21 protein-coding genes are annotated in these 26498 nt (G+C 44.7%); 14 read left to right on the top strand and 7 right to left on the bottom strand.

The features are described from left to right. Positions 1 to 96 precede the first annotated feature (96 nt). Positions 97 to 1602 carry a lipopolysaccharide biosynthesis protein gene (locus A3EU_RS30570; RefSeq protein ID WP_020536984.1) on the top strand — a complete coding sequence of 502 codons (1506 nt, stop codon included), beginning with the start codon at positions 97 to 99 and terminating at the stop codon, positions 1600 to 1602. 5 nt (positions 1603 to 1607) lie between these two features. Here the strand turns inward: A3EU_RS30570 and A3EU_RS0114915 are convergent, their stop codons facing one another. Then, complete coding sequence (locus A3EU_RS0114915; protein WP_020536985.1) at positions 1608 to 3269, bottom strand: long-chain-fatty-acid--CoA ligase; 1662 nt, start codon at positions 3267 to 3269, stop codon at positions 1608 to 1610. Between the two features lie 113 nt (positions 3270 to 3382). Continuing rightward, positions 3383 to 5020 carry a glycerol-3-phosphate dehydrogenase/oxidase gene (locus A3EU_RS0114920; protein ID WP_020536986.1) on the bottom strand — a complete coding sequence of 546 codons (1638 nt, stop codon included), beginning with the start codon at positions 5018 to 5020 and terminating at the stop codon, positions 3383 to 3385. A 197-nt stretch (positions 5021 to 5217) separates the two neighbouring features. Between A3EU_RS0114920 and mqnC the strand changes: the two genes are divergently transcribed. From mqnC to A3EU_RS0114985, 13 genes are all read left to right on the top strand, one after another. Further along, positions 5218 to 6360, top strand: a complete 1143-nt coding sequence (gene mqnC / locus A3EU_RS0114925; RefSeq protein ID WP_020536987.1) for a cyclic dehypoxanthinyl futalosine synthase — start codon at positions 5218 to 5220, stop codon at positions 6358 to 6360. Between the two features lie 69 nt (positions 6361 to 6429). Beyond that, positions 6430 to 7068, top strand: coding sequence for an ABC transporter ATP-binding protein (locus A3EU_RS0114930; RefSeq protein ID WP_020536988.1), 639 nt, complete (start codon positions 6430 to 6432; stop codon positions 7066 to 7068). After that, positions 7065 to 8363, top strand: a complete 1299-nt coding sequence (locus A3EU_RS0114935; protein ID WP_020536989.1) for an ABC transporter permease — start codon at positions 7065 to 7067, stop codon at positions 8361 to 8363. The genes A3EU_RS0114930 and A3EU_RS0114935 overlap by 4 nt, the downstream gene beginning before the upstream one ends. Before the next feature lie 150 nt (positions 8364 to 8513). After that, positions 8514 to 8810, top strand: a complete 297-nt coding sequence (locus tag A3EU_RS0114940; RefSeq protein ID WP_044085992.1) for a muconolactone Delta-isomerase family protein — start codon at positions 8514 to 8516, stop codon at positions 8808 to 8810. 222 nt (positions 8811 to 9032) lie between these two features. Continuing rightward, positions 9033 to 9473, top strand: coding sequence for a MarR family winged helix-turn-helix transcriptional regulator (locus A3EU_RS30575; RefSeq protein WP_020536991.1), 441 nt, complete (start codon positions 9033 to 9035; stop codon positions 9471 to 9473). 72 nt (positions 9474 to 9545) lie between these two features. Continuing rightward, positions 9546 to 10721, top strand: coding sequence for an efflux RND transporter periplasmic adaptor subunit (locus A3EU_RS0114950; protein ID WP_020536992.1), 1176 nt, complete (start codon positions 9546 to 9548; stop codon positions 10719 to 10721). Positions 10722 to 10776: 55 nt separating this feature from the next. Beyond that, positions 10777 to 13920 carry an efflux RND transporter permease subunit gene (locus A3EU_RS0114955; protein ID WP_020536993.1) on the top strand — a complete coding sequence of 1048 codons (3144 nt, stop codon included), beginning with the start codon at positions 10777 to 10779 and terminating at the stop codon, positions 13918 to 13920. A 30-nt stretch (positions 13921 to 13950) separates the two neighbouring features. After that, on the top strand, positions 13951 to 14481 hold the full coding sequence (locus A3EU_RS0114960) for a 5' nucleotidase, NT5C type (RefSeq protein WP_020536994.1): 531 nt from the start codon (positions 13951 to 13953) through the stop codon (positions 14479 to 14481). Positions 14482 to 14485: 4 nt separating this feature from the next. Beyond that, complete coding sequence (locus A3EU_RS0114965) at positions 14486 to 14908, top strand: GtrA family protein (RefSeq protein ID WP_020536995.1); 423 nt, start codon at positions 14486 to 14488, stop codon at positions 14906 to 14908. Positions 14909 to 14939: 31 nt separating this feature from the next. After that, positions 14940 to 16247 (top strand): TolC family protein, encoded by a 1308-nt coding sequence (locus A3EU_RS0114970; protein WP_169433357.1) that lies wholly within the window; start codon positions 14940 to 14942, stop codon positions 16245 to 16247. A 72-nt stretch (positions 16248 to 16319) separates the two neighbouring features. After that, on the top strand, positions 16320 to 17909 hold the full coding sequence (locus A3EU_RS0114975; RefSeq protein ID WP_169433358.1) for a DUF4139 domain-containing protein: 1590 nt from the start codon (positions 16320 to 16322) through the stop codon (positions 17907 to 17909). Positions 17910 to 18163: 254 nt separating this feature from the next. Further along, the gene (locus tag A3EU_RS32880) at positions 18164 to 19624 is read left to right on the top strand and encodes a lytic transglycosylase domain-containing protein (RefSeq protein ID WP_020536998.1); all 1461 of its coding nucleotides are present in this window, start codon (positions 18164 to 18166) and stop codon (positions 19622 to 19624) included. 337 nt (positions 19625 to 19961) lie between these two features. Then, positions 19962 to 20579: a DUF937 domain-containing protein gene (locus A3EU_RS0114985; protein WP_020536999.1), complete on the top strand. Its 618-nt coding sequence runs from the start codon at positions 19962 to 19964 to the stop codon at positions 20577 to 20579. Positions 20580 to 20658: 79 nt separating this feature from the next. On the opposite strand, the gene A3EU_RS0114990 is transcribed toward A3EU_RS0114985, so the two are convergent. The 5 genes from A3EU_RS0114990 to A3EU_RS0115010 form a co-directional block, all read right to left on the bottom strand. Further along, positions 20659 to 21798: a PQQ-dependent sugar dehydrogenase gene (locus A3EU_RS0114990; RefSeq protein ID WP_020537000.1), complete on the bottom strand. Its 1140-nt coding sequence runs from the start codon at positions 21796 to 21798 to the stop codon at positions 20659 to 20661. A gap of 12 nt (positions 21799 to 21810) precedes the next feature. After that, a complete protein-coding gene (locus tag A3EU_RS0114995; RefSeq protein ID WP_020537001.1) occupies positions 21811 to 22362 on the bottom strand; it encodes a class I SAM-dependent methyltransferase in 552 nt (183 codons plus the stop codon). A 100-nt stretch (positions 22363 to 22462) separates the two neighbouring features. After that, complete coding sequence (locus A3EU_RS0115000) at positions 22463 to 24571, bottom strand: tetratricopeptide repeat protein (protein WP_020537002.1); 2109 nt, start codon at positions 24569 to 24571, stop codon at positions 22463 to 22465. A gap of 27 nt (positions 24572 to 24598) precedes the next feature. After that, positions 24599 to 25465 carry a carboxylating nicotinate-nucleotide diphosphorylase gene (gene nadC, locus A3EU_RS0115005; RefSeq protein WP_020537003.1) on the bottom strand — a complete coding sequence of 289 codons (867 nt, stop codon included), beginning with the start codon at positions 25463 to 25465 and terminating at the stop codon, positions 24599 to 24601. A 228-nt stretch (positions 25466 to 25693) separates the two neighbouring features. Continuing rightward, on the bottom strand, positions 25694 to 26422 hold the full coding sequence (locus A3EU_RS0115010; RefSeq protein ID WP_020537004.1) for a porin family protein: 729 nt from the start codon (positions 26420 to 26422) through the stop codon (positions 25694 to 25696). Between the last annotated feature and the right edge of the window lie 76 nt (positions 26423 to 26498).

Raw genomic sequence — 26498 nt, forward strand, 5'->3', positions numbered from 1 at the left:
ATTTGGTCAGGTGCTATTTGGTGAGTTCTTTTCATTAAGACCAGAAAATCAGTTATAGTAACGCATAAGCTGGCAATAGCATTATCTTTGAGGCGTATGGCATTACTAAAAAAACTGGCTGGCGAAACAGCCATCTACGGATTAAGCAGCATTCTCGGGCGAGTGGTCAACTGGATCATCCTTACCCCCTATTTTACCAGGGTATTTGAAAAGGGGGAATACGGTATTGTGACCGACTTATACTTCTGGATCGCGATATTACTCGTATTGTTTACTTACCGGATGGAGACCGCTTTCTTTCGGTTTGCTAGCCGCGGACAACAAGAATTGGGAGATGAAAACCATGACCAGGATACTGTTTTCTCTACGGCTTCCCTTACCATTATTGGTACAACCGTAGCCCTTACTGGACTGCTTTTCTGTTTAGCACCACAAATTGCTTCCTTTTTAAAATACCCAGGGCGTGAAGATTATGTCCGCATTTTCACCCTTATCATTGCATTTGATGCCTTGGCAGCTATCCCTTTCGCCAAGCTACGGATGGAAAGTCGCCCCTTGCGCTTTGCGGCGATTAAGCTTAGTGCACTCGCGCTCAATATCCTATTGGTCTTCTTTTTCCTGGAAGGGTGCCCCTGGCTATTAGCACATGATTACACCTTTGTCGCAGATATTTACAATCCAGAGCATCGTATTGCCTACGTTTTCTGGGCCAATTTAATCGCCAGTGGAATAAGCATTTTATGGCTCGCCCCTTTATATCGTCATTTAGCATGGCGTTTTGCAACAGACTTGTGGCGAAGAATGCTCAACTACGCTTTGCCATTAGTTATTGCTGCTATCGCGGGAATCGTCAATCAGTTAGCAGGAACAACACTATTGAAATATTTTGGAACAGGCACCACTGAAGCTAACCTCGACATGGGGGGAATGTATGCTGCAGCAGCTAAGTTAGCTGTACTTATGAATCTCTTTGTCCAAGCCTTTAACTACGCTGCGGAACCCTTTTTCTTCCGGCAATCAGCCGTTTCTCAAGACAAGGCCATCTATGCTGATGTCGCGCGGGCTTTCGCCTTAGTGGGGAGCTTGGCGTTTGTAGGTATTATGTTTTACCTGGAATTGATTCAGGTTTTCCTAGGAGAAGACTACCGTGAGGGACTGGGTGTGTTACCCATTCTATTGGTCGCTAATTTCTTCTTGGGGTTATACTACAACTTCTCTATTGGTTACAAGCTCACGGACCAAACTCGTTGGGCGGGATATATTGCACTTTTTGGAACGGTCATTACCCTTGTAATCAACATTATTTTTATACCAAGTATCACGATTTACGCCCCGGCGTGGGCCAGTTTGGCCTGCTTCTTTACGATGACGGTCGCTGGCTATTGGCTCACCCGCAAGCTTTGGCCAGTAGACTATAAACTAGGACGGATGGCCTACTACCTGTTGCTGGCTATTGCCGGCTGGGGCCTGACGATCATCATGACCTCATTTCTCCCTGATCAAATGGTATATCGCTTGATCGGGAATAGCTTCGTATTTTTAGCTATTCTATTACTCTTGTATAAAACGGAAGGAAACTGGCTAAGAAAGGTATTAAGATAACCCCCTTACTCCTCTCGTAAAGCCCGCCGCAAAATTTTACCAACATTCGTCTTTGGAAGTTCATCTCGGAATTCCACTTCTTTAGGAACCTTGTAACCTGTGAGGTTTTCGCGACAATACTCAATGAGTTCTTTCTCCTTCAAAGACTTGTCTTTTTTGACGACAAAAATCTTGACTACTTCGCCTGATTTCTCACTCGGGATGCCCACCGCAGCAACCTCAAGTACTTTCGGGTGACTGGCTACAACATCTTCCACTTCGTTGGGGTAAACATTAAAGCCAGAAACAAGGATCATGTCTTTCTTACGGTCGACGATTTTCACAAAGCCTTCGTCGTCGATAACCCCCATGTCGCCAGTGCAGAGCCAGCCTTCGCGAATAGTATTGACCGTTTCATCAGGGCGATTGTAATACCCTTTCATAACCTGAGGACCTTCTACTTGTATTTCTCCGACCTCACCTGTGGCACAAACTCCTTTTTCTTCATCCCAGATGCGAACATTGGTAGAGGGAATCGGTAAACCAATGGTACCGATACGCCCCGTACTATTGAGAGGGTTGATTGTTACAACAGGGCTTGCTTCGGTCATGCCGTAGCCTTCAGATAAGGTACAGCCCGTTGTTTGTTGCCATTTTTCCGCCACGGCCTTTTGAATGGCCATCGCTCCGCCAACTGTAATTTTGAGCGTACTGAAATCTACCGTCCCGAAATCGGAGTGATTAAGTAAAGCATTAAATAAGGTATTCACACCTGTCATCAAGGTGACGGGGTAGTCTTTCATTGCCTGAATTACCGAGCCTAGATCGCGGGCATTAGTGACCAATACATTAAGTGAACCGATGCTTGCTAGTGCCATACAGTTTACCGTAAAGGCAAAAATATGGTAGAGCGGAAGCGGACACAGCACTATTTCTTCTTTCTCTTTTAGCTGAGGCATCATCCAGGCACGAATCTGCATCATGTTTGCCACCAGATTACGATTGGTAAGCATAGCACCTTTTGAAACACCAGTAGTACCTCCTGTATACTGAAGTGCCACAACATCCTCAGGGTTACTTGTGAATTCCGGCAACTTGAATTTCTTTCCCTGGCTAAGCGCCTCTGAGAAGGTGACCGTATTCGGAATATTAAACTTGGGCACCATTCTTTTCAACTTGCGAACAACGAAGTTGACAACCATCTTTTTTGGGAAACCCAGCAGCTCGCCAATACTGGTTGTGATCACCGTTGTGATAGAAGTTTCTTTTAGAATCGCCTCCAGGTTAGCAGCAAAATTTTCAGCAATAATGATCGCTTTTGCGCCAGAGTCATTAAACTGGTGTTTCATTTCCCGCGGCGTGTAAAGCGGATTCGTATTTACAACCACTAATCCTGCCCGAAAAGCACCATACAAGGCAATAGGATACTGAAGCATATTAGGCATCATCAACGCAATCTTATCCCCCGGCTGTAGTCCTCGCGAATGGAGATACGCCCCAAATTGGCGTGATTGTTGTTCGATTTGCTGATACGTCAACTCTTTTCCCATACAAGAAAAGGCTTTTTGAGGACCGTACTTTTCAAAAATATCGTCTAATACACCGATCAAATTTGGAAAAACATCAGCGTCAATATTAGCAGGTACACCTTGTGGGTAGTGCTGTAACCAGGGGCGTTGCTCGTTCATCACCTTTATTTCGTTAGTTTTAGAAACTTCTTTCTTTGTCTATATATGTGATTGTAATTTAGAAAAAAATAAAGAACAANCAGAGGAATAGCGGCCTGCACCTTTCTTTTTTACTAAGCTTGAGCCAATTCTCGTATTGCAGTAAGCTGTTCGATATACCCTTCTGCTGCTTTCAGAGAATCGCCTTCTTCCCAACCCAGTTCCTGTCCCATTGCCTTGGCTACCTCACCAGCTACCTGCTGCGCAGCACTCCAGTCTAGAATTTCCAACCGAATACGTCGGGCTAAAAAGTCTCTCACTGTCCTAGCCATCTCGTGACGGGCAGCATAAACAACCTCCCCTAGTAGGTAGGGATAACCTTTAGCCAGTTCTTTTTTCCAAGCAACATTCTCATTCAGCACTTCTAGCAATACAGGTGTTTGGCTACCATAATGCTCATGTAAGTACTGACAGGTAATCGCTGGTAATCCGCTAATTCCTACAAGTTCTTTCCAACCTCCCGAAGTGTAACCTTTTCCTCCTACTAATATTTGCTTATCTGTTGTGCAGGTAATTTGTTGGTTCAACAAGTGCTCACCTACATAGTCAATGGTGTCTTTAGCCATCAAGCGATAGGTCGTCCATTTACCTCCTAAAAGACTGACCAGGTTGGAGGTTTTGTCGTGCTCTACTTCGTGATCACGCACTAAGCCCTTTGTTCCTTTACTGGGGTCTGAAGCAATCAGCGGTCGCAGGCCACCAAAGCCGGAAACGACCTGTTGAGCATTTACTTTTTTATCGAGATAAGGATTTAGGGTTTCCAAAAGAAAATCAACTTCTGTTGCTTCCAATTGGGGTTCTTTCTCCAGATCACTGTACTCCGTATCAGTGGTTCCCAACATAAGTTTCCCCTGAAAAGGAATCGCAAAAACCACGCGACCATCCGGCGTTTCAGGAATAAGCANAGCATCTTCTCCTCCTAAGACTTCATAAGGTAATATAACGTGTACCCCTTTACTAGGCCGAATACGAGGCATTTGTGCTTCGTTGGCCAATTGCCGAACGTGATCGGCGTAAGGACCTGTACAGTTGATGAAGACTTTAGCCTTAATAAGGATTTCCTCCCCTGTTTGCAAGTCTTTGGCATAGGCTGCTGTTAATTGGCCCATTGCGTCTTTTTCAAAACCAGTTATTTCAACATGATTAGCTACTGCTGCCCCCGCTTCTGCCGCTGTTTGTACAATAGCCAGACAATAGCGCGCATCATCCAGTTGACCATCATAATACAGTACAGCACTATGGACATTATCGGAAATACGTGGTATTCGTTTCTTCACCTCAGCCTTGCTCAGCCATTTACTACTGGGCAGTGTATCCTTACCAGATGCAAACCAACCGTAAATCGTGAGGCCAATGGTAAAATACAATCCTTCAAGCCAACTAAAAACCGGCGTAACTAGTGCTTGAGCATGCGCAAGATGAGGTGCATTTTGCAAAACCGTATGACGCTCTTCCAAGCCATGACGAACTTGTGCGAGTTGAGCAAAGTCAAAGTTTTTGAATGCCTGCTCCAAATAACGTACTCCACCGTGAATAAGCTTGGTTGATTTTGAAGAGGTAGCTGCCGCAAAATCAGTTTTCTCAATCAATGCCGTTTTATACCCCCTTAGTACGCTATCTAGGGCACACCCAGCACCACTAGCTCCGCCGCCGATGACTAAACAATCAAATTCTTCTGTACGCAGTTTTTCCAAATGACTCGATCGCTTCATGCAAGGGGATTATTTATAATAATAACAACAGACATACCTGCCACGAAGATACGCCCAATTGGTGTTTCTCTAACAACAGAAAAGGGGCATTGTTGCTTTTTCAAAAAACAAGGCATTAAAATCTTTCAGAAAAAAATGAAAGATATCAAAACCCTAGTTTTGTTACTTTTGTTGTGTAGACAGCTAAATCTAGTAAAATGCGTACTGACGACTTATTGCACCGAGGCTTGAAAATGGAGTTTTTGAGCGCGGAAGAAGGGGTGTTTCTTTTGGAAAATGCCAGCACTGCGGAATTGATGCACGTAGCTCATCGCTTGCGAATGCAGCAAGTACCAAATGACAAGGTGACCTGGATCATTGACCGCAACTCCAACACCACCAATGTTTGTATTGCAAATTGCAAGTTTTGCAACTTCTATCGTCGCCCTGGCCATGACGAGGTTTACATCACCACCATAGAGCAGTACAAACAAAAAATTGAAGAAACATTTGCTTTTGGTGGCGAACAGCTTTTGCTACAAGGCGGGCACCACCCCGACTTGGGACTGGATTATTACGTCAAGTTATTCAAAGAGTTAAAAGCACTCTACCCTCAACTCAAGCTACACGCGCTGGGGCCACCAGAGATTGCACATATCGCCAAACTCGAACAAGCTTCTCATTATGAGGTACTCAAAGCACTTCACGAATCAGGCCTTGACAGCTTGCCTGGTGCTGGTGCTGAAATTCTGAGTGATCGGGTACGTCGCCTTATTTCGAAAGGCAAATGTGGTGGAGAGGAATGGCTGGATGTGATGCGCGCCGCCCACCAGTTAAACATTACCACTAGTTCCACTATGATGTTTGGGCACATCGAAACCAATCTGGAACGCATGGATCATTTGGTCCGAATGCGTGCTGTACAAGCCGAAAAGCCTGCTCATGCTAAAGGGTTTCTAGCCTTCATTCCTTGGCCTTTTATGGATGAGGATACGATTTTGAAAAAAATCAAGCGTGCCCGAAATACTGTAACAGGTGATGAATACATCCGCATGATTGCCTTAAGTCGGATCATGTTACCCAATGTAATCAACATCCAAGCCAGCTGGCTGACAGTAGGCAAGCAGGTTGCTCAACTCTGTCTCCATGCTGGTGCCAATGATTTTGGTTCAATCATGATTGAAGAAAACGTAGTATCAGCCGCAGGTGCCCGCTTCCGGTTTACTGCCGACGGTATCCAGGAGGCCATCCGCGAAGCCGGTTATGTTCCTCAATTACGTAACCAGCAATACGAATACCGGGAGCTTCCAAAAAACATCCAACAACAACAGCTGGACAAGGAAGCGATGATTGTAGATTAAGAAAAAAATCACCACCTTTAAAGCCTGCTTTAATCGGTTTTATAATTCGCTAAGGAACAGCACCAGAATATGCTAAGCACCCACAATGTCAGCTTCTCGTTTGCTTCTACCAGGGAAGCCAGCATACATTTGAATTTTCCTGATTTTGAATGCCAGACCGGAGAACACTGGTTGTTACTGGGGCAATCTGGTAGTGGCAAAACGACTTTATTGCACCTCTTAGCCGGACTGCGAACGCCACAAAGCGGTGAAATAAAAGTAAACAACACTATCCTCAATCAATTATCTGGCGCAAAACTAGATCAGTTTCGGGGTAGAGAGATTGGTGTGATCTTTCAACAATCTCATTTTTTAAGAGCTTTAACCGTTGGGGAAAACCTCGCGATGGCTAGACAATTAGTGGCACTGCCTGCTGACAACAATAAGATCAAAGCATTACTGGAGCAACTAAATATTGGTCATAAGTTTAATGCACTTCCCAGTGAACTCAGCGTTGGAGAGCAGCAGCGAGTGGCCATTGCCCGTGCGCTGGTCAACGACCCTACCATCATTCTAGCGGATGAACCGACATCGGCCCTGGATGATAAAAATACGGAACAGGTAGTCGCACTTCTCAAAGCGCAAGCGCAAGCCGCCAATGCAACGCTTTTAGTCGTTACCCACGACAACCGTCTGAAAAATATCTTTGACCAACAAATCGAGTTATGAATCTACTACGACTAAGTTGGAAAAATCTGACATTCAAGCCACTTTCTACCTTGCTGAGCATTGTGCTTTTCGCCTTAGGCGTAGGTCTCGTGTCTTTGCTTTTTTTGTTACAAAAACAAGTAGAAGATAATTTCGAAAAAAGCCTGGCAGGCATTGATCTCGTTATCGGCGCAAAGGGGAGCCCACTGCAATTGATTCTTAGCAGTATGTACCATCTCGATGCGCCTACGGGAAATATTAGCATTGAGGAAATCAGACCTTTCCTTAATCCCAAACATCCGCTTATTGAAACGTCCATTCCACTTTCATTGGGCGATAGCTATCGTACTTTTCGCGTTGTGGGCACCAGCACAGATATCCTTGATTTCTATGATGTAAGCTTGGCCAGTGGCAAGGTTTGGTCTCAGAATTTTGAAGTGGTGATTGGCAACACTGTCGCGCAAAAACTAAGCCTGAAACTGGGATCAACATTTAGCAGTTCACATGGCTTCCTGGAAGACGAAAACCTGGGACATGACCATACCGATTTTAAAGTCGTCGGTATCTTAGCCTCAAGCGGCACCGTACTAGATCAACTCATTCTTACGACCAACCAGAGTTATTGGCTTACCCACGAACATGATGCAGCAAATGAAGAGGCAGCTCCACAAGAAGATCACGCGGATCACGATCATGATGATCATGACCATGCCCACGATCACGAAGCTGTACCAGTTACTCTACCAAGCTTACTGGAAGAGCCAGGCGAAAAAGAAATCACTTCTTTGCTAATCAAGTTTAAAGGCCGAAACTTCCAGGCGCTCAATATGCAGCGTAGTATCAATGAAAACACGGACCTACAAGCAGCAACGCCTGCTATTGAGATAAATCGTCTTTACAGCCTTATGGATACCGGCGAAAAAGCACTGCGTATTCTGGCTTTCGTGATCATTTTTGTCTCCGGCCTGAGTATTTTCATTTCCCTGTTTGCCTCACTGAAAGAACGCCAGTATGAACTGGCCCTGTTGCGGGTAATGGGAGGAACTCGCGCCACCTTATTCACACTTATCATTTTAGAAGGATTGTTATTGGCTTCACTTGGTTGTTTATTTGGCCTACTGCTGAGTCACGGCGGAATGCAGGTCTTTGCTGGTACTTTAGAAAAAGCCTATGGCTATACCTTCTCTGGCTGGACGTTTCTTCCTCAGGAATGGTACCTAGTAGGTGGTTCGCTTCTATTGGGCTTGGTAGCAGCAATATTGCCTGCCATAAAAGCTAGTAAAACTGACATTTCGGAAACCTTGCTAAAAGGGTAGTTGAGTTTTCGCCCAACCCTTTTCTTACTCCTCATCAGGAACTTCTCCTACTTTCTTTTGGTTAACAATCAGACAAGTAGGACGCATTTCACACAACAATTTGCCCCCCTAACGCGTATAATATCTGATTGCAGACGAAAAGATACCGAGATGAAAAATGCATATATGGTGGAGTTCGAACTCCCCGAAGAGTTTACAGAAGAGTTCATGGCACTTATCCCTCGGCAACGGTTTATGATCAACCAGATGCTGGCGGATGGAATCATTCAAAACTACAGCCTTTCGTTGGATCGCTCTCGCCTATGGGCAGTGATGATCGCAGAAAGCGAGTTTTCACTAATGGAAGAAATTGAGCGGATGCCATTGATTGATTATATGGTCCCTGATATTTCACAGTTGATGTTTCACAACTCTTCTATGGAAGTAATGCAATTCTCTTTAAACTAATAACCCTTTCGCTTCTCAAAACATGAGTCATCCTGAATTTTGATTGTCATCAAAATCCGTGCTGACCAACTGCAAAACCTATCGTTAAAGACGAAGCCCCGTGATTTCACTAATAGAGATCACGGGGCTTTATTTTCAGGACTCTTTAAAAAAAAAGCCCCCCTTAAAACTATTCTCACCTCTACTGGTTTATAGTTGCATGCGCAACCAAAAAATCATTTTTTGTCCACTTCTAACCAACGAATAGACCCCATTTTACTACTTATGATTCGCCTTGGGCGAATGGTAACCAGTAGTATGTATAATAAACTCAACAAAGAGGACCAGCACTTGATGGGGCCTCACATGGGGGTATTATCAGACTTATATCAAAAAGATGGGGTTCGTCAGCAGGATTTAGCAATATCTAGTTTCAAAGACAAGGCTACGATTACAAGGTCTCTCAAGCTTTTAGAGCGCGAAGCCTTGGTATTAAGAGTGGCTGACCCTATAGACAAACGTACCAAACGCATCTACATTACCCCAAAAGGGCGTAAGGTGTATCAAACTATTCTCCCGCTTGGCCAAGAGGTTATAGCCGAAGCAAAAACAGGAATTACAGATTCGGAACTGGAAGCTTGCGCAGCTGTTTTACAAAAAATGTACAACAACTTAAGTAAATAGTTGCACGTGCAACTTGTATAAAATTAAAACTCAAGCATCGCTTGTTTTACAAATTAAAATTGGGTTGACGATATGACTGATCTTACAAAACGTCGATTATCCATTGTTGGAGCAGGGATAATTCTTTTAATCGGCTACCTAGGGTATAATCACCTTTCTCAGCAAAAGGAAGAAGCCCCTCGTAAGCCAAAAGTTACCACTGCTAAGCAAGCTCAGGTGATGACGGCACAACAAGAAACCATTGTAACGACCTTAGATGTACAAGGGCAGTTAGCAGCCTTTGACAAGGTAGAACTATATGCCGAAGTGGGAGGCATGGTACAAAGTTCAGGGCGCGCATTCAAAGTAGGCACCTTTTTCCCAAAAGGCAGCCCGCTTATCAAAATTGACGACAGCGAAACCCGCTTGGCTTTGCTGGCACAAAAAAGCACGCTACTCAATGCCATTGCTCAAGCGATGCCTGATTTAAAAATCGATTATTCGGAAAATTTCGCAGTATGGGAAGAATACTTGAATAGTTTTGATGTAGAAAAAGCCATCAAGCCGCTCCCAGAGCCTAAGACAGATCAGGAGAAGCGCTTTATCGCTACTCGCAATCTCTATACCCAATACTACAATATCAAGAGCCAGGAAGAGCGGTTAAATAAATTCACGCTTTACGCTCCTTTCGGAGGGGTACTTACTTCAGCCAGTATCAACCCTGGTACCGTTATCCGAACAGGGCAGAAGCTGGGAGAATTGATGGCAACAGGAAACTACGAACTCATTGCCACCGTACCAATGGCCGACCTAAACTATATCAAAGTAGGGAATTCTGTGAAACTGGCCTCCGAAGATATTGCTGGTGAATGGCAAGGTACAGTCAAACGTATCAGCGACCAGATTGATCCCGGTTCTCAAACAGTACAGGTTTTTATTGGTGTGAAAGGCAAAGAACTTCGAGAAGGCATGTATCTCCGAGGCGACATTGTTGCTCGTTCCGTCGGTGAAGCCGTACGTATTCCCCGAAACCTACTCGTAGATCAGCGTCAGGTGTTCACAATTCAAGATAGTACCCTACGTCTTCACACCATTAAGTTGGTAAAAGTAGAACCCGAGAACGTTATCGTACAAGGCGTTCCCAACGGTACCCCTCTATTAGCCAAACCAATACCCGGTGCCTTTGACGGCATGAAAGTAGAACCATTACCTACTGTGGAACAAAATGCTTCAGATAATACTGAGGCCGCTCCGCTGGGAATGAACTAGCTACCCAATACCTGCTTCTTACCTTTTTCAATTATTGCTCTAGATTTCCAAGATTATGCGTGGAATTGTTCAATACTTCATTAAATACCCAGTAGCGGCCAACCTTATTATGTTTGGCCTCCTGGCACTGGGATATTTCGGGGCGGTCAATATGAAAACGACCTTTTTCCCGGAAACGCCTAGCCGGATCATCAGTATCCAAACGATCTACCCAGGTGCTGCTCCAGAAGAAGTAGAAGAAGGTATCGTCAGTAAGATTGAAGACAACCTCAAGGGGCTTACAGGTGTCGAACGCTACACTTCCGTTAGTTCTGAAAACAGTGGCAACATCACCGTAGAAGTCCTCAAGGGTTATGATACCGACTTGGTCTTACAGGATGTGAAGAACGCCGTGGATCGAATCAATTCCTTCCCTACAGGTATGGAACCGCCTGTAATTTACAAGCGTGAAAACCTCGGCTTTGCGATCAATGTCGCTCTGAGTGGAGATGTAAGCTTGGCCGCATTGAAACGTTATGCCCGCGAAATAGAAGACGACCTCTTGGCGATGGATGGCCTTTCCAAAGTAACGTTAAGTGGATTTCCGGAAGAAGAAATTGAGATCACTTTCCGTGAACGTGACCTGCGTGCCTTCGGGCTGACTTTACAAGAAGCATCAACAGCTGTCCGTGGGTCAAACGTAGATATTACCGGTGGAACGATTAAAGGCAAGAAGGAAGAATTACTAGTGCGTGCACAGGGTAAAGAATACTATGCCGATGGCCTTCGGGATATTGTTGTAAAAACGACGCCAGGAGGAGGAACCGTCCGTTTACATCAGGTCGCGGATATACGCGACAGGTGGGCAGACACCCCTAATCGTTCTTACCTCAACGGCGCCCCATCTGTGCTCATCAACGTACAGAATACGCTGGAAGAAGACATGCTTAGCATTAATGCTAAAGTAAAAGAATACATCGAGGACTTTAATAAGAGTAATTCAGAAGTTCAGGCAACAATCTCCCGCGATGGTAGCACCGTTCTCGTTCAACGCCGGGAATTGCTTGCAAAAAACGGGATCATTGGCTTCCTGATTGTTCTCGCATTCTTAGCCATGTTTTTGCACTGGCGCCTCGCTTTTTGGGTAGCATTGGCTATTCCTATTTCCTTTGCAGGGATGTTTATCTGTGCTAATTTACTAGGTATTACCATCAATGTTATCTCCCTCTTTGGGATGATCATTGTAATTGGTATCCTCGTGGATGATGGCATCGTCATTGGTGAAAACATCTATCAACAATACGAAGACGGCAAGTCTCCTGTACAAGCTGCCGTTGATGGCACAATGCAGGTTCTTCCTGCCGTTTTTGCTGCTATTATCACAACAATGGTCGCCTTTGGTAGCTTCCTCTTTATTGATGGCCGCCTAGGTGATTTTTTCAGCGAAATGGCCATTGTAGTAATTTTTTCCCTACTATTCTCCTTGATCGAAGGTGTCCTGATTTTGCCTACCCACGTTGCACACTCCAAAGCATTAAGTCAAGATCGCACTCCCAATCCGCTACAAGCTTGGTTTGACCGACGGATGAATTACTTAAGAGACAATATTTATGCCCCAACGCTGCGCTTTAGCATGAAGAACATCTTGTTGGTCAGCAGTATTTTTGTAGGCCTCTTTATGATCACCATTGGAGCCATGGGTGGCGGAATCATCAAATCAACGTTCTTCCCCGTTATTGAAAGAGACGACGTAAGCATCACTCTCCAAATGCCGGCTGGTACACAAGATGACATTACACTCAACTGGTTGGAATACATCGAAAAATCAGCATGGGAAGCCAATAAAGAATTAAGCCAAGAATATTTCAACGACGAAAAAGAAGCCATTGAACGAATTGAGGTAACACTAGGACCAAGTACTTATCAAGGAACGATCTCTATAGCCTTGCTTGATGGCGAAAACCGTGGCGAACTTGCATTACGGGAGGTCATTAATCGTATCAGAAGTAAAGTGGGGCAAATCCCTGCGGCCGAAGTACTGAGTTATGGTGCTCAATCCGCGTTTGGCAAACCTGTTTCAATTTCATTGGTAGGTGAAAACTATGACGAACTCAAAGCCGCTACAGAAGAAGTGAAAGCGGAAATGAATCAACTCGCAGAACTGGCCGACGTAGTGGACAACAACCAGGAAGGGCTCCGTGAAGTCAACATCACGCTCAAAGAAAAAGCCCGCTTTCTGGGATTAGACATTCAAGATATTGTAGGGCAGGTGCGTCAAGGCTTCTTTGGTGCCGAAGCACAACGCCTGCAACGCGGACAGGATGAAGTAAGGGTATGGCTACGTTACGATGAAGAAGATCGCCGTACAATTGAAGACTTAGCCAAAATGCGGGTTCGTTTCCCCGATGGCCGTGCTTTTCCGCTTTCGGAAATCGTTACTTTAGATGTACAACGCGGTGTGATCGGCATCAACCACATCGACGGCAAGCGGGAGATTAAGGTAGAAGCAGACATCGCCAACGATGAGGTATCTGTGAGTGATGTTACGACCAGCTTACAGACGATCATCATCCCTGATATTTTAAAAAAATACTCAACCGTAGCCGCTCAGTACGAAGGGCAAAACAGGGAGCAGGCCAAGTCAGCTGCTTCCATTCAACTGGTGGGTGGTATTTGTTTTGCCTTGATGTTTTTCATCATCGCATTGACCTTCCGGTCCGTAGGACAAACGATTATGGTATTCTTGCTCATTCCTTTTGCCTTTATCGGCGTAGGCTGGGGGCACTGGTTAATGGGCGCACCAATCAGCTTATTTTCCTTCCTGGGAATTATCGCCCTGGTCGGTATTTTGGTCAATGACTCCTTGGTTTTTGTAAGTACCTACAATGATGAACTCCGCTCAGGAAAATCGCAAATGGATGCTTTATACAAAGCAGGGGTCAGTCGTTTTCGCCCCATTCTTTTAACGACGGTAACTACTTTTGCCGGGCTTGCTCCTTTGCTGCTCGAAAAGAGTCTACAGGCCCAATTCCTGATTCCGATGGCCATCAGTGTTAGTTTTGGTTTATTGGCAGCTACTGTTACCATCCTGCTCATGCTACCAATTCTACTCATTGCATTGAACCGCTTCCGGGTTTATCGGGACTACTTGTGGAACGCCAAGAAACCAGAATACAGAGAAGTAGAACCCGCTTATAAAGAAACTATCCCCACGAAATAAGGAACAGCACGAAAATACTAAGAAGACACTATGCGAAAAAAAATAGCACTGGACATGGATGAGGTAGTCGCCAATGTGATGCCCAAATTCCTGGCCGCTTACGAAGCTGAGTTTGGCAAGTGCCTACAACGGGAAGACTACTGGGGAAAGAAAATCTATGACATCCCCGGTGCCGACCATATCAGAAACGTTCTATACAATAAGGGCTTTTTTCGCGACTTGCCCGTCATGGAAAATAGCCAGGAAGTAGTGCAGGAACTCAACGAGAAATACGACATCTTCTTCACAACATCGGCGATGGAGTTTCGTAATTCTCTGGAAGACAAATACGATTGGCTCTTGGATCATTTCCCTTTCATCAGTTGGAAAAAATTTGTCTTCTGCGGAGATAAAAGTATCCTTCGCGCAGACTATATGATTGATGATCATCCTCGTAACCTGAAAAAATTTGTCGGCAAGGGCCTCCTTTATACTGCCTCCCACAACATTGATGAGAACAGCTATACCAGGGTTAACAACTGGTTAGAGGTTCGGGAATTTTTCGCATCGGAAACTCCCTGATAAAATGGCTGATAAAAAGGAAATCCGACGCGCGCAACTTACCGAACTGGTTTCAAAAAAAGCCCGTTTTGCCGTTGGAGGTGCACTGGCTACAGGAATTGATTACCTGATTTATTTTCCACTGTTTGAACAAGGGGTAGCTCCTGTGAAAGCACAAGTGATCGCGTATTCTGTTTCAGTGATTGTTAATTTCCTTTTTCAGAAATACTTTGTTTTTGAACAACAAGGATCTACTCGTGCTACTTTTTTGTGGAGTATGTTAGTATCACTCGGAGGACTGGTGCTAAGTGCTGGTATTATTTATGTCCTCAACTGGTACCCCTTCTTTCAGGAGTATCAACTAATCGCTAAGCTGATGACCACCGGCCTGGTATTTTTTTACAACTTTTATTGTAAGCGTTATGTATTTGAAAGACGTTTTTTCTAAGAGCATACTGTGTTTTATTCTTGGATTTGGAATGCTGTTTTCTGCAAGCCTCAATGCCCAGGAAGCACTAAGCCTGGAGCAAGCCATTGCTAAAGGGCTCACAAACAACTACCAAGTTCGCCTATCCAGGGCTTCCGCCGCTATTGCTGAAAGCAATAACGACTGGTCCTTAACGGGTAAATATCCAGAGGTCAACCTCACCCTTGGCTCTGACAACTCCTACTCCTCAACGGAAAACCCAGCGAGCGTCGTGACGCAAAGCTCTGTGATTTCCAACGCCGTGGTGCCTGGTGTTTCTGCAAGTTGGGTTTTGTACAATGGCTCGCGGGTCACTTATGCTAAAGATCAACTCGCCAAACAGTTGGATCTTAGCCAGGAACAGCTCGAGGCACAAATACAAAGCACTATTCAGAGCATCATTCAAGCTTACTATGGTGCGCTCGTACAGCGAGAACAACTAGAGGTGCTTCAAGAGGTCTTGGGTTTGTCTCGCGATCGAATTCGCTATCAAGAAACCCGCCAGGAATTTGGCCAGGCCGGAGCTTTTGATTTGGTACAAGCACAAGATGCTTACCTCAATGATTCCACCACTTATCTGGTGCAACAGAATGCTTATCAAAATGCGTTGCGTAGCTTACAGTTGATTATGGGAGTAGAGACGCCTACCAATTTTACACTGACCGACGCTCTTGAAGGTGTTACGACAGCATATACACAGCAAGATTTAGAAGAAAAACTTCTCCGAAACAACCCGGAGTTACAAGCTAGTAGTGTCAATATTCAATTAGCAGCCCTCAATACAGAAGTACTGGGCGTTGCTCGCTTGCCGCAGGTAAGTTTGAATGCTGGTGCCAACTACAATATCAATGTCAGCAACGGTTCTCAAACCTTCAATTTTGGGGGTATGCCCAACGAACAAAATTTACCAGGCGTAGCCGCTAGGACCCTACGGGGCTTCGTCAACTTGACAGCGACCTATAATATTTATGATGGTGGTGCTAGAAAACGTAAGATAGAGACAGCCCAACTACAAGAGGTACAGTCACAATTACAATACACCAGCTTGGAGCAAAGTCTAAAAACTCAGCTAGCCAATACCTATGCAACTTACCAAAACCAGCAGCAACTAGTGAGTCTGACAAGCGAACTCGTAGCCAATGCCCGCCGTAATCTCACCATCGCAGAGGAGCGCCAGAAAGGGGGATTGATCAATTCGTTTGATTACCGTAGTATACAATTGGGGTATATCAACGCTACCCAATCACGCTTAAATGCAATTCTCAATCTAAAAAACACCGAAACAGAATTACTTCGTCTGACCGGGGAGCTGGTGCGTTAATATTTTTCAAATACCGTTATGTAATTCTTAAGGCCAATGCATCTACGCCTGGAAACCAAAATTCCAGGAAACATGAACAAAGTATTGCTTGGCCTTTTTTTGAGTTGTTTTACCTTTTTTAGCCTCTCGGCTCAAAAGGAATTGGAAACGACGATTCGTGATGTGACGGTGTATCTTCAAACCGCCCAGATTACCCGTACAGGGAAGATGAGTTTACCTGCCGGCCGAGGCACAATCGTGCTTACCGGCCTGAGCCCCCAACTTGACCAAAGCTCTGTACGCCTTGGTGCTACGGGCGACTTCACCATTTTGACGGTTAACCCTCGTAATAATTACCTCACGGCACCTACCGATTCTCCAGAATATGCCGGATTGGTCTCGGAGCGTGAACGCCTTTCAGACCTTTTGGCCAGAGAACAAATCAAACTTGATGTTCTTTCAGAAGAAGAAAAAGTCTTATTGGCAAATAAATCAATTGGCGGCACCCAAACAGGTGTAGACGTAGACGCACTACTGAAAGTAAGCCAATATATGCGCCAACGTTTAGGTGAAATACGACTAGAGCGCTTTGATATTAGTACCAATATGCGTACCGATCAGGAAAAGCTCAAGCAAGTAGACCAACAGCTTAACGAAATTCGAAAAACACAACAAAAAAGTGTCTCAGAGGTTGTCGTACAATACCAGGCAGACCGTGCTGTCAATGCAGAATTTCAACTTATGTACCTTATCAATGGAGCATCCTGGTCGGCAACCTACGACCTTCGCGTTGAAGACCTTGAGCAGGCTGTTGACCTTAGCTATGGTGCAATTGTGACACAAAGTACCGGCGAAGATTGGAAAAACATCAAACTCACTCTTTCAACAGGTAATCCTCGTCAACAACAAAATGCCCCTCGTGTTACCACCTGGTACCTCAACCCCAACCAGCCCTATGCTCGGGCGCAGCAACCTGCTGGTTATGCCTACGATGATTTGATGCAAACCTCTAATGTTGTCGTTACCAGAGAGGAGGTAGAAGCTGATTTTGCGGGCGCAGATGTTTCCGTGAATCTTACCAATACAGAATTCAAAGTACGCCTCGCACAAGATATCCTTAGCAATGGACAGCAGTACCGGGTACTTGTAGACGATTACGAATTACCCGCAGACTACCAATACTACGCAGCACCAAAATACGATTGTCATGTTTATCTGACCGCTCGTGTAACCGATTGGCGCAAATACAGTCTGTTACCTGGCCCCGTCAACTTGTTTTTCGACGGCGCTTATGTAGGTAAATCCCAACTGTCTACAGGTATAGCTACAGATACACTCGTCTTCAGCTTGGGCCGCGACGAAGGCCTTACTATCGAACGGGAGCGGGAAGATAAATACCGTAGTCGCCGCTTCCTAGGTACCAAGACCGAACAAAAAATAGGCTGGACCATTAAAGTACAACAGAGCCGCAAAAATGATGTCCCCCTCATTATTGAAGATCAGATCCCGGTATCTACTACAGATGAAATAGAAGTAGAACTGGATCAGGCCAAAGGTGCAACACATGATCCTACCACCGGCAAGCTTCGCTGGGAATTGGATCTCAAGTTTGGTGAGCAAAAAGAAATAGGCTTCCGCTACCTTGTCAAGCATCCCAAGAATATGAATATTTTCTTAGAATAATCTGGCGGTAGATTTGAGTAATTGAAGCTGTCTAAGTTAGGATAGAGCACCGATTCAACAGACTACAAAGTAGATGCGAAGTGAATAATCACAGGTTTTTAAACCGTGTCAATCTACCGAATCCGTTGAGTCTGTGTTCTATCCTGTTTTGTACATTTCTCTCTCTTCCTGGTGCGTTTACCTTAAAAACCAAAACCACCATCAAAAGCGGCCATTAGAATTTTCTTACCTTTGAGGGGCAGTTTAACCTTATCATGGATACAGACCCTAGTTTTTTATCCTGGTACCGATTTATCGGTTTAGCCAGTTTTATTTGCCTCTTTATTCCTCGCTTAAGTGCGACATCTATTGATGCTCAGGTAGAGGCACAAGTAGACAAGATTATCGCTTACGCGGAAGAAGAGGTCAGGGAGCGCTTACAACTCCTTGATCAATCTTTACTAGAGCATCGCCTGGACGCAACTGTTCGACGGCTGATATCTAACCATCTTCGATACCCTGCACAAACGTCCCGCAATCTAGGGCGAGCAATTGCTTATTTCCCCATTTTTGAAGCAGAGCTAGCTGCAGCGGGTTTACCTGAAACGCTCAAGTATTTACCCGTTATTGAATCGGCTCTTTTACCCAATGCTGTGTCTAGAGTTGGTGCGGAAGGGTTGTGGCAATTTATGCCTGAAACAGCACCAGAGTACGGGTTGACCATTGACGAATATCTGGACGAACGACTAGACACTTACCGGGCTACACAAGGAGCTATTCGCTATCTCCAAAGTGCTTATGAATACCTTGGAGATTGGTCCCTGGCCATTGCTGCTTACAACGCAGGGAAGGGTCGAGTCCGGAGAGCACAACGACGCAGCGGGGGAAAGCATTTCTGGTCTGTACGTCGTTACTTACCCAGAGAAACGCGCAACTACGTACCTGCATTTATTGCGGCCATATACCTTACCGAATTTTACGCCGCTCATGAAATAACCCCTTTCTTCCCAACACTAGACCAACAGTTGGTAGAAAGGATGATCATTGAAACACCTCTAAGTTTTTATCGGATTGCTCAGGTAACAGGATTATCCATTGAGTTCATTCAAAACCTAAACCCTGGTTATAAAAAAGGCTACCTGCCAGCTTACCCTGGTGGCCACAACCTTATCTTGCCACAGCGGGTCATCCCAGCTATGAATACCTACCTAGCGACTTATGACCAGACGGAAGATGAGCCAGTTTTACCATGGGCTCCTATCTTTAAGCTCAACGATTACCAGCCGAACGACTATTTAAATTATCAGACATTCACGACACTTGTTGCCGAAGGAGACTCCTTGGCTTCAGTAGCTAAGCGGCTTAATTTCTCGAGCTCTCAATTGGCAATATGGAACAACATCTCCCCTTTGGACTCGCTCGTTGAAGGACAGGTCATAAAATTTTTCCAGCCCGTTCTTTTTCACGATCTTCCTATGCGGAAAATTGCCTCCAATAATTGGCTGGCCCCTCATTTGCAGGCCGATGAAATTGTCAGTATGCTGAATCCAGTATTCCATGCTTTACCTTCAGCGATTAAAGTTAAATTCTGTTTTCAGTTAAATCGCAGAGAAAAGCCTTCGGACATCCTAGCACGCTTCCCAAAGGTTGACAACGAGCAATTTTACCAACAAAATGACCTTTCCAAAGACCGCACCTTACCAGCGGGAAGGTTAATCTATTTGCCTTCACGATAATAACCAGAACGTTCTTCTCTTATTCTACCGGAAAAAATTTCGCTACTCAGGCAATAGACCATTCTATTTGTCGTTTTTCTACCATCGCAACAAAGGAAGTATTTATTTATCTGATAATACTTCACATATAACACGCTCCAAAAAAAATACTACGTTAAGTAGCTAAGATGCACGAACTATTGAGAGAGTAGTTTGAATCATCAGCAGCAGGTGTACATTCATAGGAATGGCCTGCTGCCTTTTTTTTGCTTCGTTGCTAAAAAAATGAAAAAAACTTATCTTACGCATGACTTTTTCGAAAAACCTCCGTCACAAGAGAAATTAAACAAATGTTTTTATGGATTTAACTAGCCTCATTCAAAGCCAAGTATCAGAAGGACTGATCGATCAATTATCAAACCAACTAGGTGGTGTTGATAAGGAAAAGACCTCTGCTGCTACAAGCAGCATCCTTACTACTTTGCTAGGCGCTATGGCACGTAATGCTTCTACTCCTGATGGAGCTTCTGCCTTGAACAATGCCCTCGAAAATGACCACGACGGAAGTATCCTTGACGATGTTATGGGAATGGTTACGGGCCAGCGCAGCATCGACAACGAACGTGCCGTGAATGGTGCTGGTATTTTGAACCACGTTTTGGGTAACCGCCAAGGTGGTGCTATTGACATGATCAGTAAGATGAGTGGTTTGGATGCTAGCAAAACGGGTAGTTTGATGACAACACTTGCGCCTATTGTAATGGGCATGTTGGGTAAAACTAAACGTGAGCAAGGCCTTGACCAAGGTGGATTGACCGACCTATTGACTGGTTTCACCAAACAACAGCAAGGAAGTAACCCTACCATGAGCTTAATCACTGGCTTCCTGGATGCTGATGGCGACGGTAGCATCATTGATGATGTAGCAGGCATGCTCGGCAAAGGTTTACTGGGCGGTTTGTTCAAGCGCAAGTAAACAGACCTCCGCTTGTAAATAAAGAAAACCCCAACTACTCTCTTCAGTAGCTGGGGTTTTCTTTATTTACAAGCACTTATTATTCTCCGTAGCTTATACGGTAAATCGCATCGGCATAATCATCCGATACCAGCATTGAGCCATCAGGTAGAAATTCCAAATCTACGGGCCGACCCCATACTTCATCTTCTTCCTCATCCAGCCAGCCACTCGCAAAGGCTTTATAATCGATGGCTTCTTGATTTTCATCGAGTGTTACCATCGTAACACGATAGCCCGCTTTTTTACTACGGTTCCAGCTACCGTGTTCAGCAATTAAAATTTGCTTTTGGTAGGCCGCAGGAAACATTGCCCCCGTATAAAACTCTACCCCTAGTGGTGCGATATGAGCACCAAGCTTTTGCACTGGAGCAATGTAGTTTGCACAATCTTTACCTTCTCCAAATTTTTCATCGGGCAAATCTCCCTGGTGACAATAAGGGTAACCAAAGTGTTGGCCCATAGCAGTAGCATGATTGAGTTCACATGCGGGAATATCATCTCCCAACATATCACGACCATTATCAGTAAACCAAAGCTCTTGATCATCAGGGTGCCAGGTGAAACCTACTGTATTTCTGATACCATGTTGAACCACCTCTAATCCGGTTCCATCAGGATTAATACGAGTGATGCTAGCAAAAATCTCCTCCTCTGATTCGCAAATATTGCACGGTGCACCAACAGGGACATACNGTTTACCATCAGGCCCAAAGCCAATAAACTTCCAACCGTGGTGCGTTTCCGTTGGGTAATGATCGTAAATAACCTCGGGTTCTCTTGGTTGATCAAGATGGTTCTCAATGTCAACGAATTTTATTATTCGGCTCACTTCCGCTACATATAGATCACCGTCGCGAAATGCTACCCCATTCGGCATTTGCAGGTCTTCTGCCAGCACATATTTTTCATCCACAAAGAAATCACCGTCAGTATCTTTCAACGCGTATACTTTGCCTTCCCCCCTGGTTCCCACGAATATAGTGCCTGCTGGAGAGATCGCCATAGAGCGAGCATTGGTAATGTCTTTAGCGAATACTTCAACCTTGAAGCCCTCAGGAAGCTTAATTCGATCAATAGGCAATTCTTCTGACGCTGATTTAAGTGGATTCTTAATAGGAGGATTGACTTGTCCACAGCCAGCTAGCAGCAAACAAAACAGAAGAGGTAAATATTTCATATTTGGAAGTAGTTAGTTACTACAATGAAAAACAAAAGCGGGAGGAATGTTCAATGGTGTAAAACTCGTTTTCACATTGGGAAATATACTTTCGTACAATGACTTCAGAATAGTCGAGTAGTGCATTTGTACAAAAAAGCCTTTCGGTGCCAAATGGTCACGACATGTTTTGACAATATTCCCTGCAACTTCTTTGGGGAAAATAACAAAGGGAATGGCAGAAATAATGTGGTCTGCTTTTTCATAACCATGTTGGCGCAGATACTGCTCAATAAATTCGGCGGAGTCTTCTATAACAACCAAACGGTCGTCTTCTATTTTTCGAAGTAACTCACAAAAATTAGCTTGCACCTCAAACGTAAGAAGCTTTGCTTCCGGGTGCATCTTCTTAAGGATATGGCGAGTCACAACACCGTCTCCTCCACCTAGTTCTATGATAATCCGGGCTTTGTCAAAATCAATCCCTTTAAGCATTGATTGGCATAAAAAGCGCGAACTAGGGGTTACAGTGCCGGTGGTGCGGAGGTTTTTAATACCCTCTCTTAAAAATTTGATCTTATTCATTCCTTTCCTTCGTCAATCACAGATAGAACCAAAAGTACGGAAATATTTCTGGTATTAATTCAGAATTAACATAGGAAGGAAAGAACTTGGCGTCTAAGTTTTAACGTCCTAAAAACTTACGCAAGTCAGGGAAGCTGCTTAGATATTGTGCTGCTTCGCCTTTTTCAAGGCGTCTGCCATAGAGATAAGGAACAACATATGCTCCTCGATAGCCTGTACTTATCAACTCACGTCGGAAACTATCTGCCGCTGCAAAATTAGAGAATGCTCCAGCAGTAAACCGTTGATAAGGAGAGGAAGAAGCCTGCTCCAGCATCAATTGTGGCCGCTGGCTAAGCTTTGCATCACTAACGGAGCGTTGCACCGACATGACCTGCACTTTATAACAAAGGGCTTCTTCCAAAGCATTGTTTGCAGGAGATTTAGCCTGTTCAATTCCAATGACCGGTACTGAGCGAGTTGAAAAACTAGTCGTTACAGGAGCAAAGTGAGCATCTACTTGATAATCCTGCTCACCATGGGCTAATGCCCGGATAAAGATGCGTTCCGCTTTTATACCATTTGACTCTAAGGTCCGACTATAAATTGTCAATAACTGAAGTGCCGAATAAAGTTCACCACTGAGGGTGCCCTGATGGTTTTGGGGTACATAGCAAGTCAAAACCAAATGATCTTCAGGAAACTGGCTAGCTTGTTCTGCCAAACTCATCAACCAGGTCGGTCTTGCCGCAGTGCTTAAGCTAGAATACGTTGTTTGCCAAACGTAAGCATTGTTCGTCGGTGCTGGAGCTACCGGTACGGACACCGGAGGGTTAGATACTGGCTGACTGACCACAGGTGGATTGGCCACGGGTGCTGCTGGCTGACTAGCAACAAAGGAAATCGTAGGTGGTTCCATTTCCTGGCGGTACTTGGTAAAATACGCTACGTAAAGATCACGCTGCCCTAGCCCATCTTTGCGCGACGAGGCCAAGAACCCCGTAAATCCATCGCGAGCCAAGCGAAAATGCGTATCGTCATCCGCAGAATTAATGGGTAGCCCCATGTTTATAGAAGGAGACCAACGTGCAGCTTCAGGTAGATATACCGTCCGCATGACATCCAGCCCGCCAATAGATTTTTTACTATCGTTGGTACTATAGTAGAGCGTTTTACCATCACGAGCAAGGAAAGGAGTCGTTTCATCAAAGGCGGAGTTAATAACCGGGCCCATGTTTACCGGTGCCGTCCATCGCCCGTCTCGAAAAGATGTTTTATATAAATCAAGCCCTCCGTAGCCTCCTGGCTTACGGCTGGCGAAAATGATCAGCGTATCATTATAAGAAAACAACTGCTGCTCCCCATTTTGTCCTCTGACAGGTGCCAGCAATGGTGTCGTGGTAAGCGTACGTTGCTCAGATTGCTGAAAAGTATCTGCAAAAAATTCACCCCTTTCCCAATTCCAGCCCTGATAGTAAAGCAGTACCTGCCCCTGGCCTGCAAAACCGACAAGGTGTTCATGCTGTGGGCTATTGAGTAAACTATGGAGCGCCTTCGCCTCCTGCCACTGCCCTCCCTCAAGTTGGGTATAAAACATATCACTTAGAAAACGTCCAAATTTTTCATCAGGACGAGTATCCTTATCTCTTGGCCCACCGCTATTGCCTGGTCTAATGGCACTAAAATACAACTGGGTCGAGCGAGAAGGACTCAATACAGGAGCAAATTCGTCACCACTAGTATTGACCTGAGGACCCATATTTTCTACAATCGCACGTGCATCATGAAACTGTAACCGCAATCCATTATCACACCTCCGAATTTCTTCAATAATCATCGGACGATTAGGGTTGTCGGGGCGAAGGGTACGCAGATATAGTTTATAATGCGCCGCAGCTTCCCCAAACTGTTGTTGAGCATGGAGAATCTTCCCCAGGTACAACCAGCATTCTGGATAAGGTGACTTGTCTGCCGCTGTCAAAGAGGCCAATAAGGCCTGAGCATCTTCCAATCGATTCAGCTGATAATAGCAAACAGCAATTAAAAACTGACTTTCTTCATCCGTGCGAACTAGCTGTCGTGATCGCTCCAAGGTCTGGATAGCATCTTCGTAATGTTCGGTCGCAATAAAGGCTTTGGCCTCTTCCTTCAGCGTACTTTTAGACTGTGCACCCAAGGAAAGGCTGAACAAAACGAGGAACCCGATCAAGACATACTTGTAGAACAACATAGCCGGTTTTTGGTACAGGAATAGCTCTTATTTTACCACTTTCAGACTCAAATCAAGACTAACGGCCGAATGGGTTAATGCTCCTACAGAAATGAAGTTCACACCCGTTTGAGCGATCTTACGTACGGTGTGGATATTTACCCCTCCGGAGGCTTCCGTCTCAAAGCGTTTATTAATTACAGCAACCGCTTCCGCCAGGATAGGCAGTTCAAAATTATCCAGCATGATTCGGTCAACTTGGCCTATTGCTAAAACCTCATAAAGCTCGACCAGGTTCCGTACCTCAATAGTGATAGGCAAACTCAGTTGCTTCTCCTTTTGGTAGGCTGTAACCTGCTGTATAGCTGCCGGGATACCACCACAAGCATCAATGTGATTGTCTTTCAACATAATGCGGTCGTACAATCCATCACGGTAGTTATAGCACCCACCCAAACGAACTGCCCATTTCTCAATGAACCTCAAATTTGGGGTCGTTTTTCTGGTATCCAATATTTTAACAGGCATATCTTCCACCTCAAAAACGAAGCGATTACTTAAGGTAGCTATACCACTCATACGTTGCATGGTATTGAGTACCAGGCGCTCTGCTTTAAGCAGGGCTTGCGTATTACAGGTGACTTCAAAAGCAATGTCGCCATAGCTCATCGTTTTGCCATCTTCTGTATTTATTTTCAGCTCAGCATCAGGGTCTACATGGCGAAAAATACGTTCGGCAATAGCTAGTCCAGCAATAATACCGGGATCTTTCACGAGCAGGCGAGCAGTAGAACGATCATCTGCCGGGATACAAGCCAACGACGTATGATCGCCTTCACCCACATCTTCACGTAAGGCACGGACGATAAAATCCTGAATCTGCTCTTCTAATTTAGCATCTAGGGTAAGGGGCATGTTTGATTTTTTTTGCTGTTTAAACTATAAGTACTGCGCACGAAAATAAAACGCGATTTTTCCAAGTTTTTCAAACACTTAAAACACTTAAAATGAATCGCTTATTCAACTATTGTAAAAAAACAACCACGTAGTAGATGCGAAGCGACCACAAAGTAGCGGCGTAGCCAAATCGCGTTTTATTTTCGTGCTCTTCCTGAGCGGGGCTTTGTCTAAAGTCTATGTTTCTTAAAACATGATCCCAAGGCGAAGAATAATACTGTTAAACTTCCCTTTTGAATCTTCTTTCGATTCCCGACCGTTGCTTACGAGAAGGGTGTTTTTATCCTTGGTTACATCTGTAAAACCAGACTGAAAAGCAATCCCGCCTATAATAGCTGTATTTGAAGAGATCGTGTATTCAACTCCTCCCCCAATTCCCCAGGAAAGGTTCAAAAGATTTACCGCTGATTTGATATCGAAGTCTTCTTCACTATCTACCGCTGCATCATTGAGGATGTTGCCCTTGGATTGGGTACGGAAGCCCATGGTCATACGAGGCTCAACAAAGTATTTTAGATAGCCAAATTCGCGCGTGCGTAGTTTCAGGCCAAAAGGAATTTCAACGTACTGGATGCTGTATTTAAAATCAGTACCTCCTTCGTAGATATTATCACCGGGAATATTGGCATCGGTCCACAAGCTAACCGTATCGATTGTTTCTTCATAAAAAAGTTTTCCTCCAGCATTGAAGTGAAAACCGATACCTGTCGTGAAAGAGTAATTTTCACGAAAGTAATATTCACCAATCATTCCTAACTTTAAGCCCAGATTCGGGCCATTGGTATTGATCTTGTTATCGTCAGTAGATAACCAAGAAACGGCTGGGCTCAGTTCGAAACCAAACTGAATGTCGTTTTGGGCCGACAGACTCAAGCTGAAGAAAAGGAGTCCACAAACTGCAATAATATTTTTCATCGTTTAAACTGTTTTTTTGTTTAACGCAAGCGATGTAGTCATGTTGGAAAGATGCTCAACAATTTTTGCCAAGCTC

The organism is Lewinella cohaerens DSM 23179 (assembly GCF_000379805.1).
In the GTDB taxonomy this organism is placed as follows: Bacteria; Bacteroidota; Bacteroidia; order Chitinophagales; family Saprospiraceae; genus Lewinella; species Lewinella cohaerens.

Bases quoted from the DNA above. Each gene is read 5' to 3' on its own strand.
- A3EU_RS0114955 (WP_020536993.1), top strand. From the start codon at position 10,777: ATGCGTGGAATTGTTCAATACTTCATTAAATACCCAGTAGCGGCCAAC.
- A3EU_RS0114940 (WP_044085992.1), top strand. From the start codon at position 8,514: ATGAAAAATGCATATATGGTGGAGTTCGAACTCCCCGAAGAGTTTACA.
- A3EU_RS32880 (WP_020536998.1), top strand. From the start codon at position 18,164: ATGGATACAGACCCTAGTTTTTTATCCTGGTACCGATTTATCGGTTTA.
- nadC (WP_020537003.1), bottom strand. From the start codon at position 25,465: ATGCCCCTTACCCTAGATGCTAAATTAGAAGAGCAGATTCAGGATTTT.
- mqnC (WP_020536987.1), top strand. From the start codon at position 5,218: ATGCGTACTGACGACTTATTGCACCGAGGCTTGAAAATGGAGTTTTTG.
- A3EU_RS0114930 (WP_020536988.1), top strand. From the start codon at position 6,430: ATGCTAAGCACCCACAATGTCAGCTTCTCGTTTGCTTCTACCAGGGAA.
- A3EU_RS0114965 (WP_020536995.1), top strand. From the start codon at position 14,486: ATGGCTGATAAAAAGGAAATCCGACGCGCGCAACTTACCGAACTGGTT.
- A3EU_RS0114975 (WP_169433358.1), top strand. From the start codon at position 16,320: ATGAACAAAGTATTGCTTGGCCTTTTTTTGAGTTGTTTTACCTTTTTT.
- A3EU_RS0114960 (WP_020536994.1), top strand. From the start codon at position 13,951: ATGCGAAAAAAAATAGCACTGGACATGGATGAGGTAGTCGCCAATGTG.
- A3EU_RS0114970 (WP_169433357.1), top strand. From the start codon at position 14,940: ATGCTGTTTTCTGCAAGCCTCAATGCCCAGGAAGCACTAAGCCTGGAG.
- A3EU_RS0115000 (WP_020537002.1), bottom strand. From the start codon at position 24,571: ATGTTGTTCTACAAGTATGTCTTGATCGGGTTCCTCGTTTTGTTCAGC.
- A3EU_RS0114915 (WP_020536985.1), bottom strand. From the start codon at position 3,269: ATGAACGAGCAACGCCCCTGGTTACAGCACTACCCACAAGGTGTACCT.
- A3EU_RS0114995 (WP_020537001.1), bottom strand. From the start codon at position 22,362: ATGAATAAGATCAAATTTTTAAGAGAGGGTATTAAAAACCTCCGCACC.
- A3EU_RS0114985 (WP_020536999.1), top strand. From the start codon at position 19,962: ATGGATTTAACTAGCCTCATTCAAAGCCAAGTATCAGAAGGACTGATC.
- A3EU_RS30570 (WP_020536984.1), top strand. From the start codon at position 97: ATGGCATTACTAAAAAAACTGGCTGGCGAAACAGCCATCTACGGATTA.
- A3EU_RS0115010 (WP_020537004.1), bottom strand. From the start codon at position 26,422: ATGAAAAATATTATTGCAGTTTGTGGACTCCTTTTCTTCAGCTTGAGT.
- A3EU_RS0114950 (WP_020536992.1), top strand. From the start codon at position 9,546: ATGACTGATCTTACAAAACGTCGATTATCCATTGTTGGAGCAGGGATA.
- A3EU_RS0114935 (WP_020536989.1), top strand. From the start codon at position 7,065: ATGAATCTACTACGACTAAGTTGGAAAAATCTGACATTCAAGCCACTT.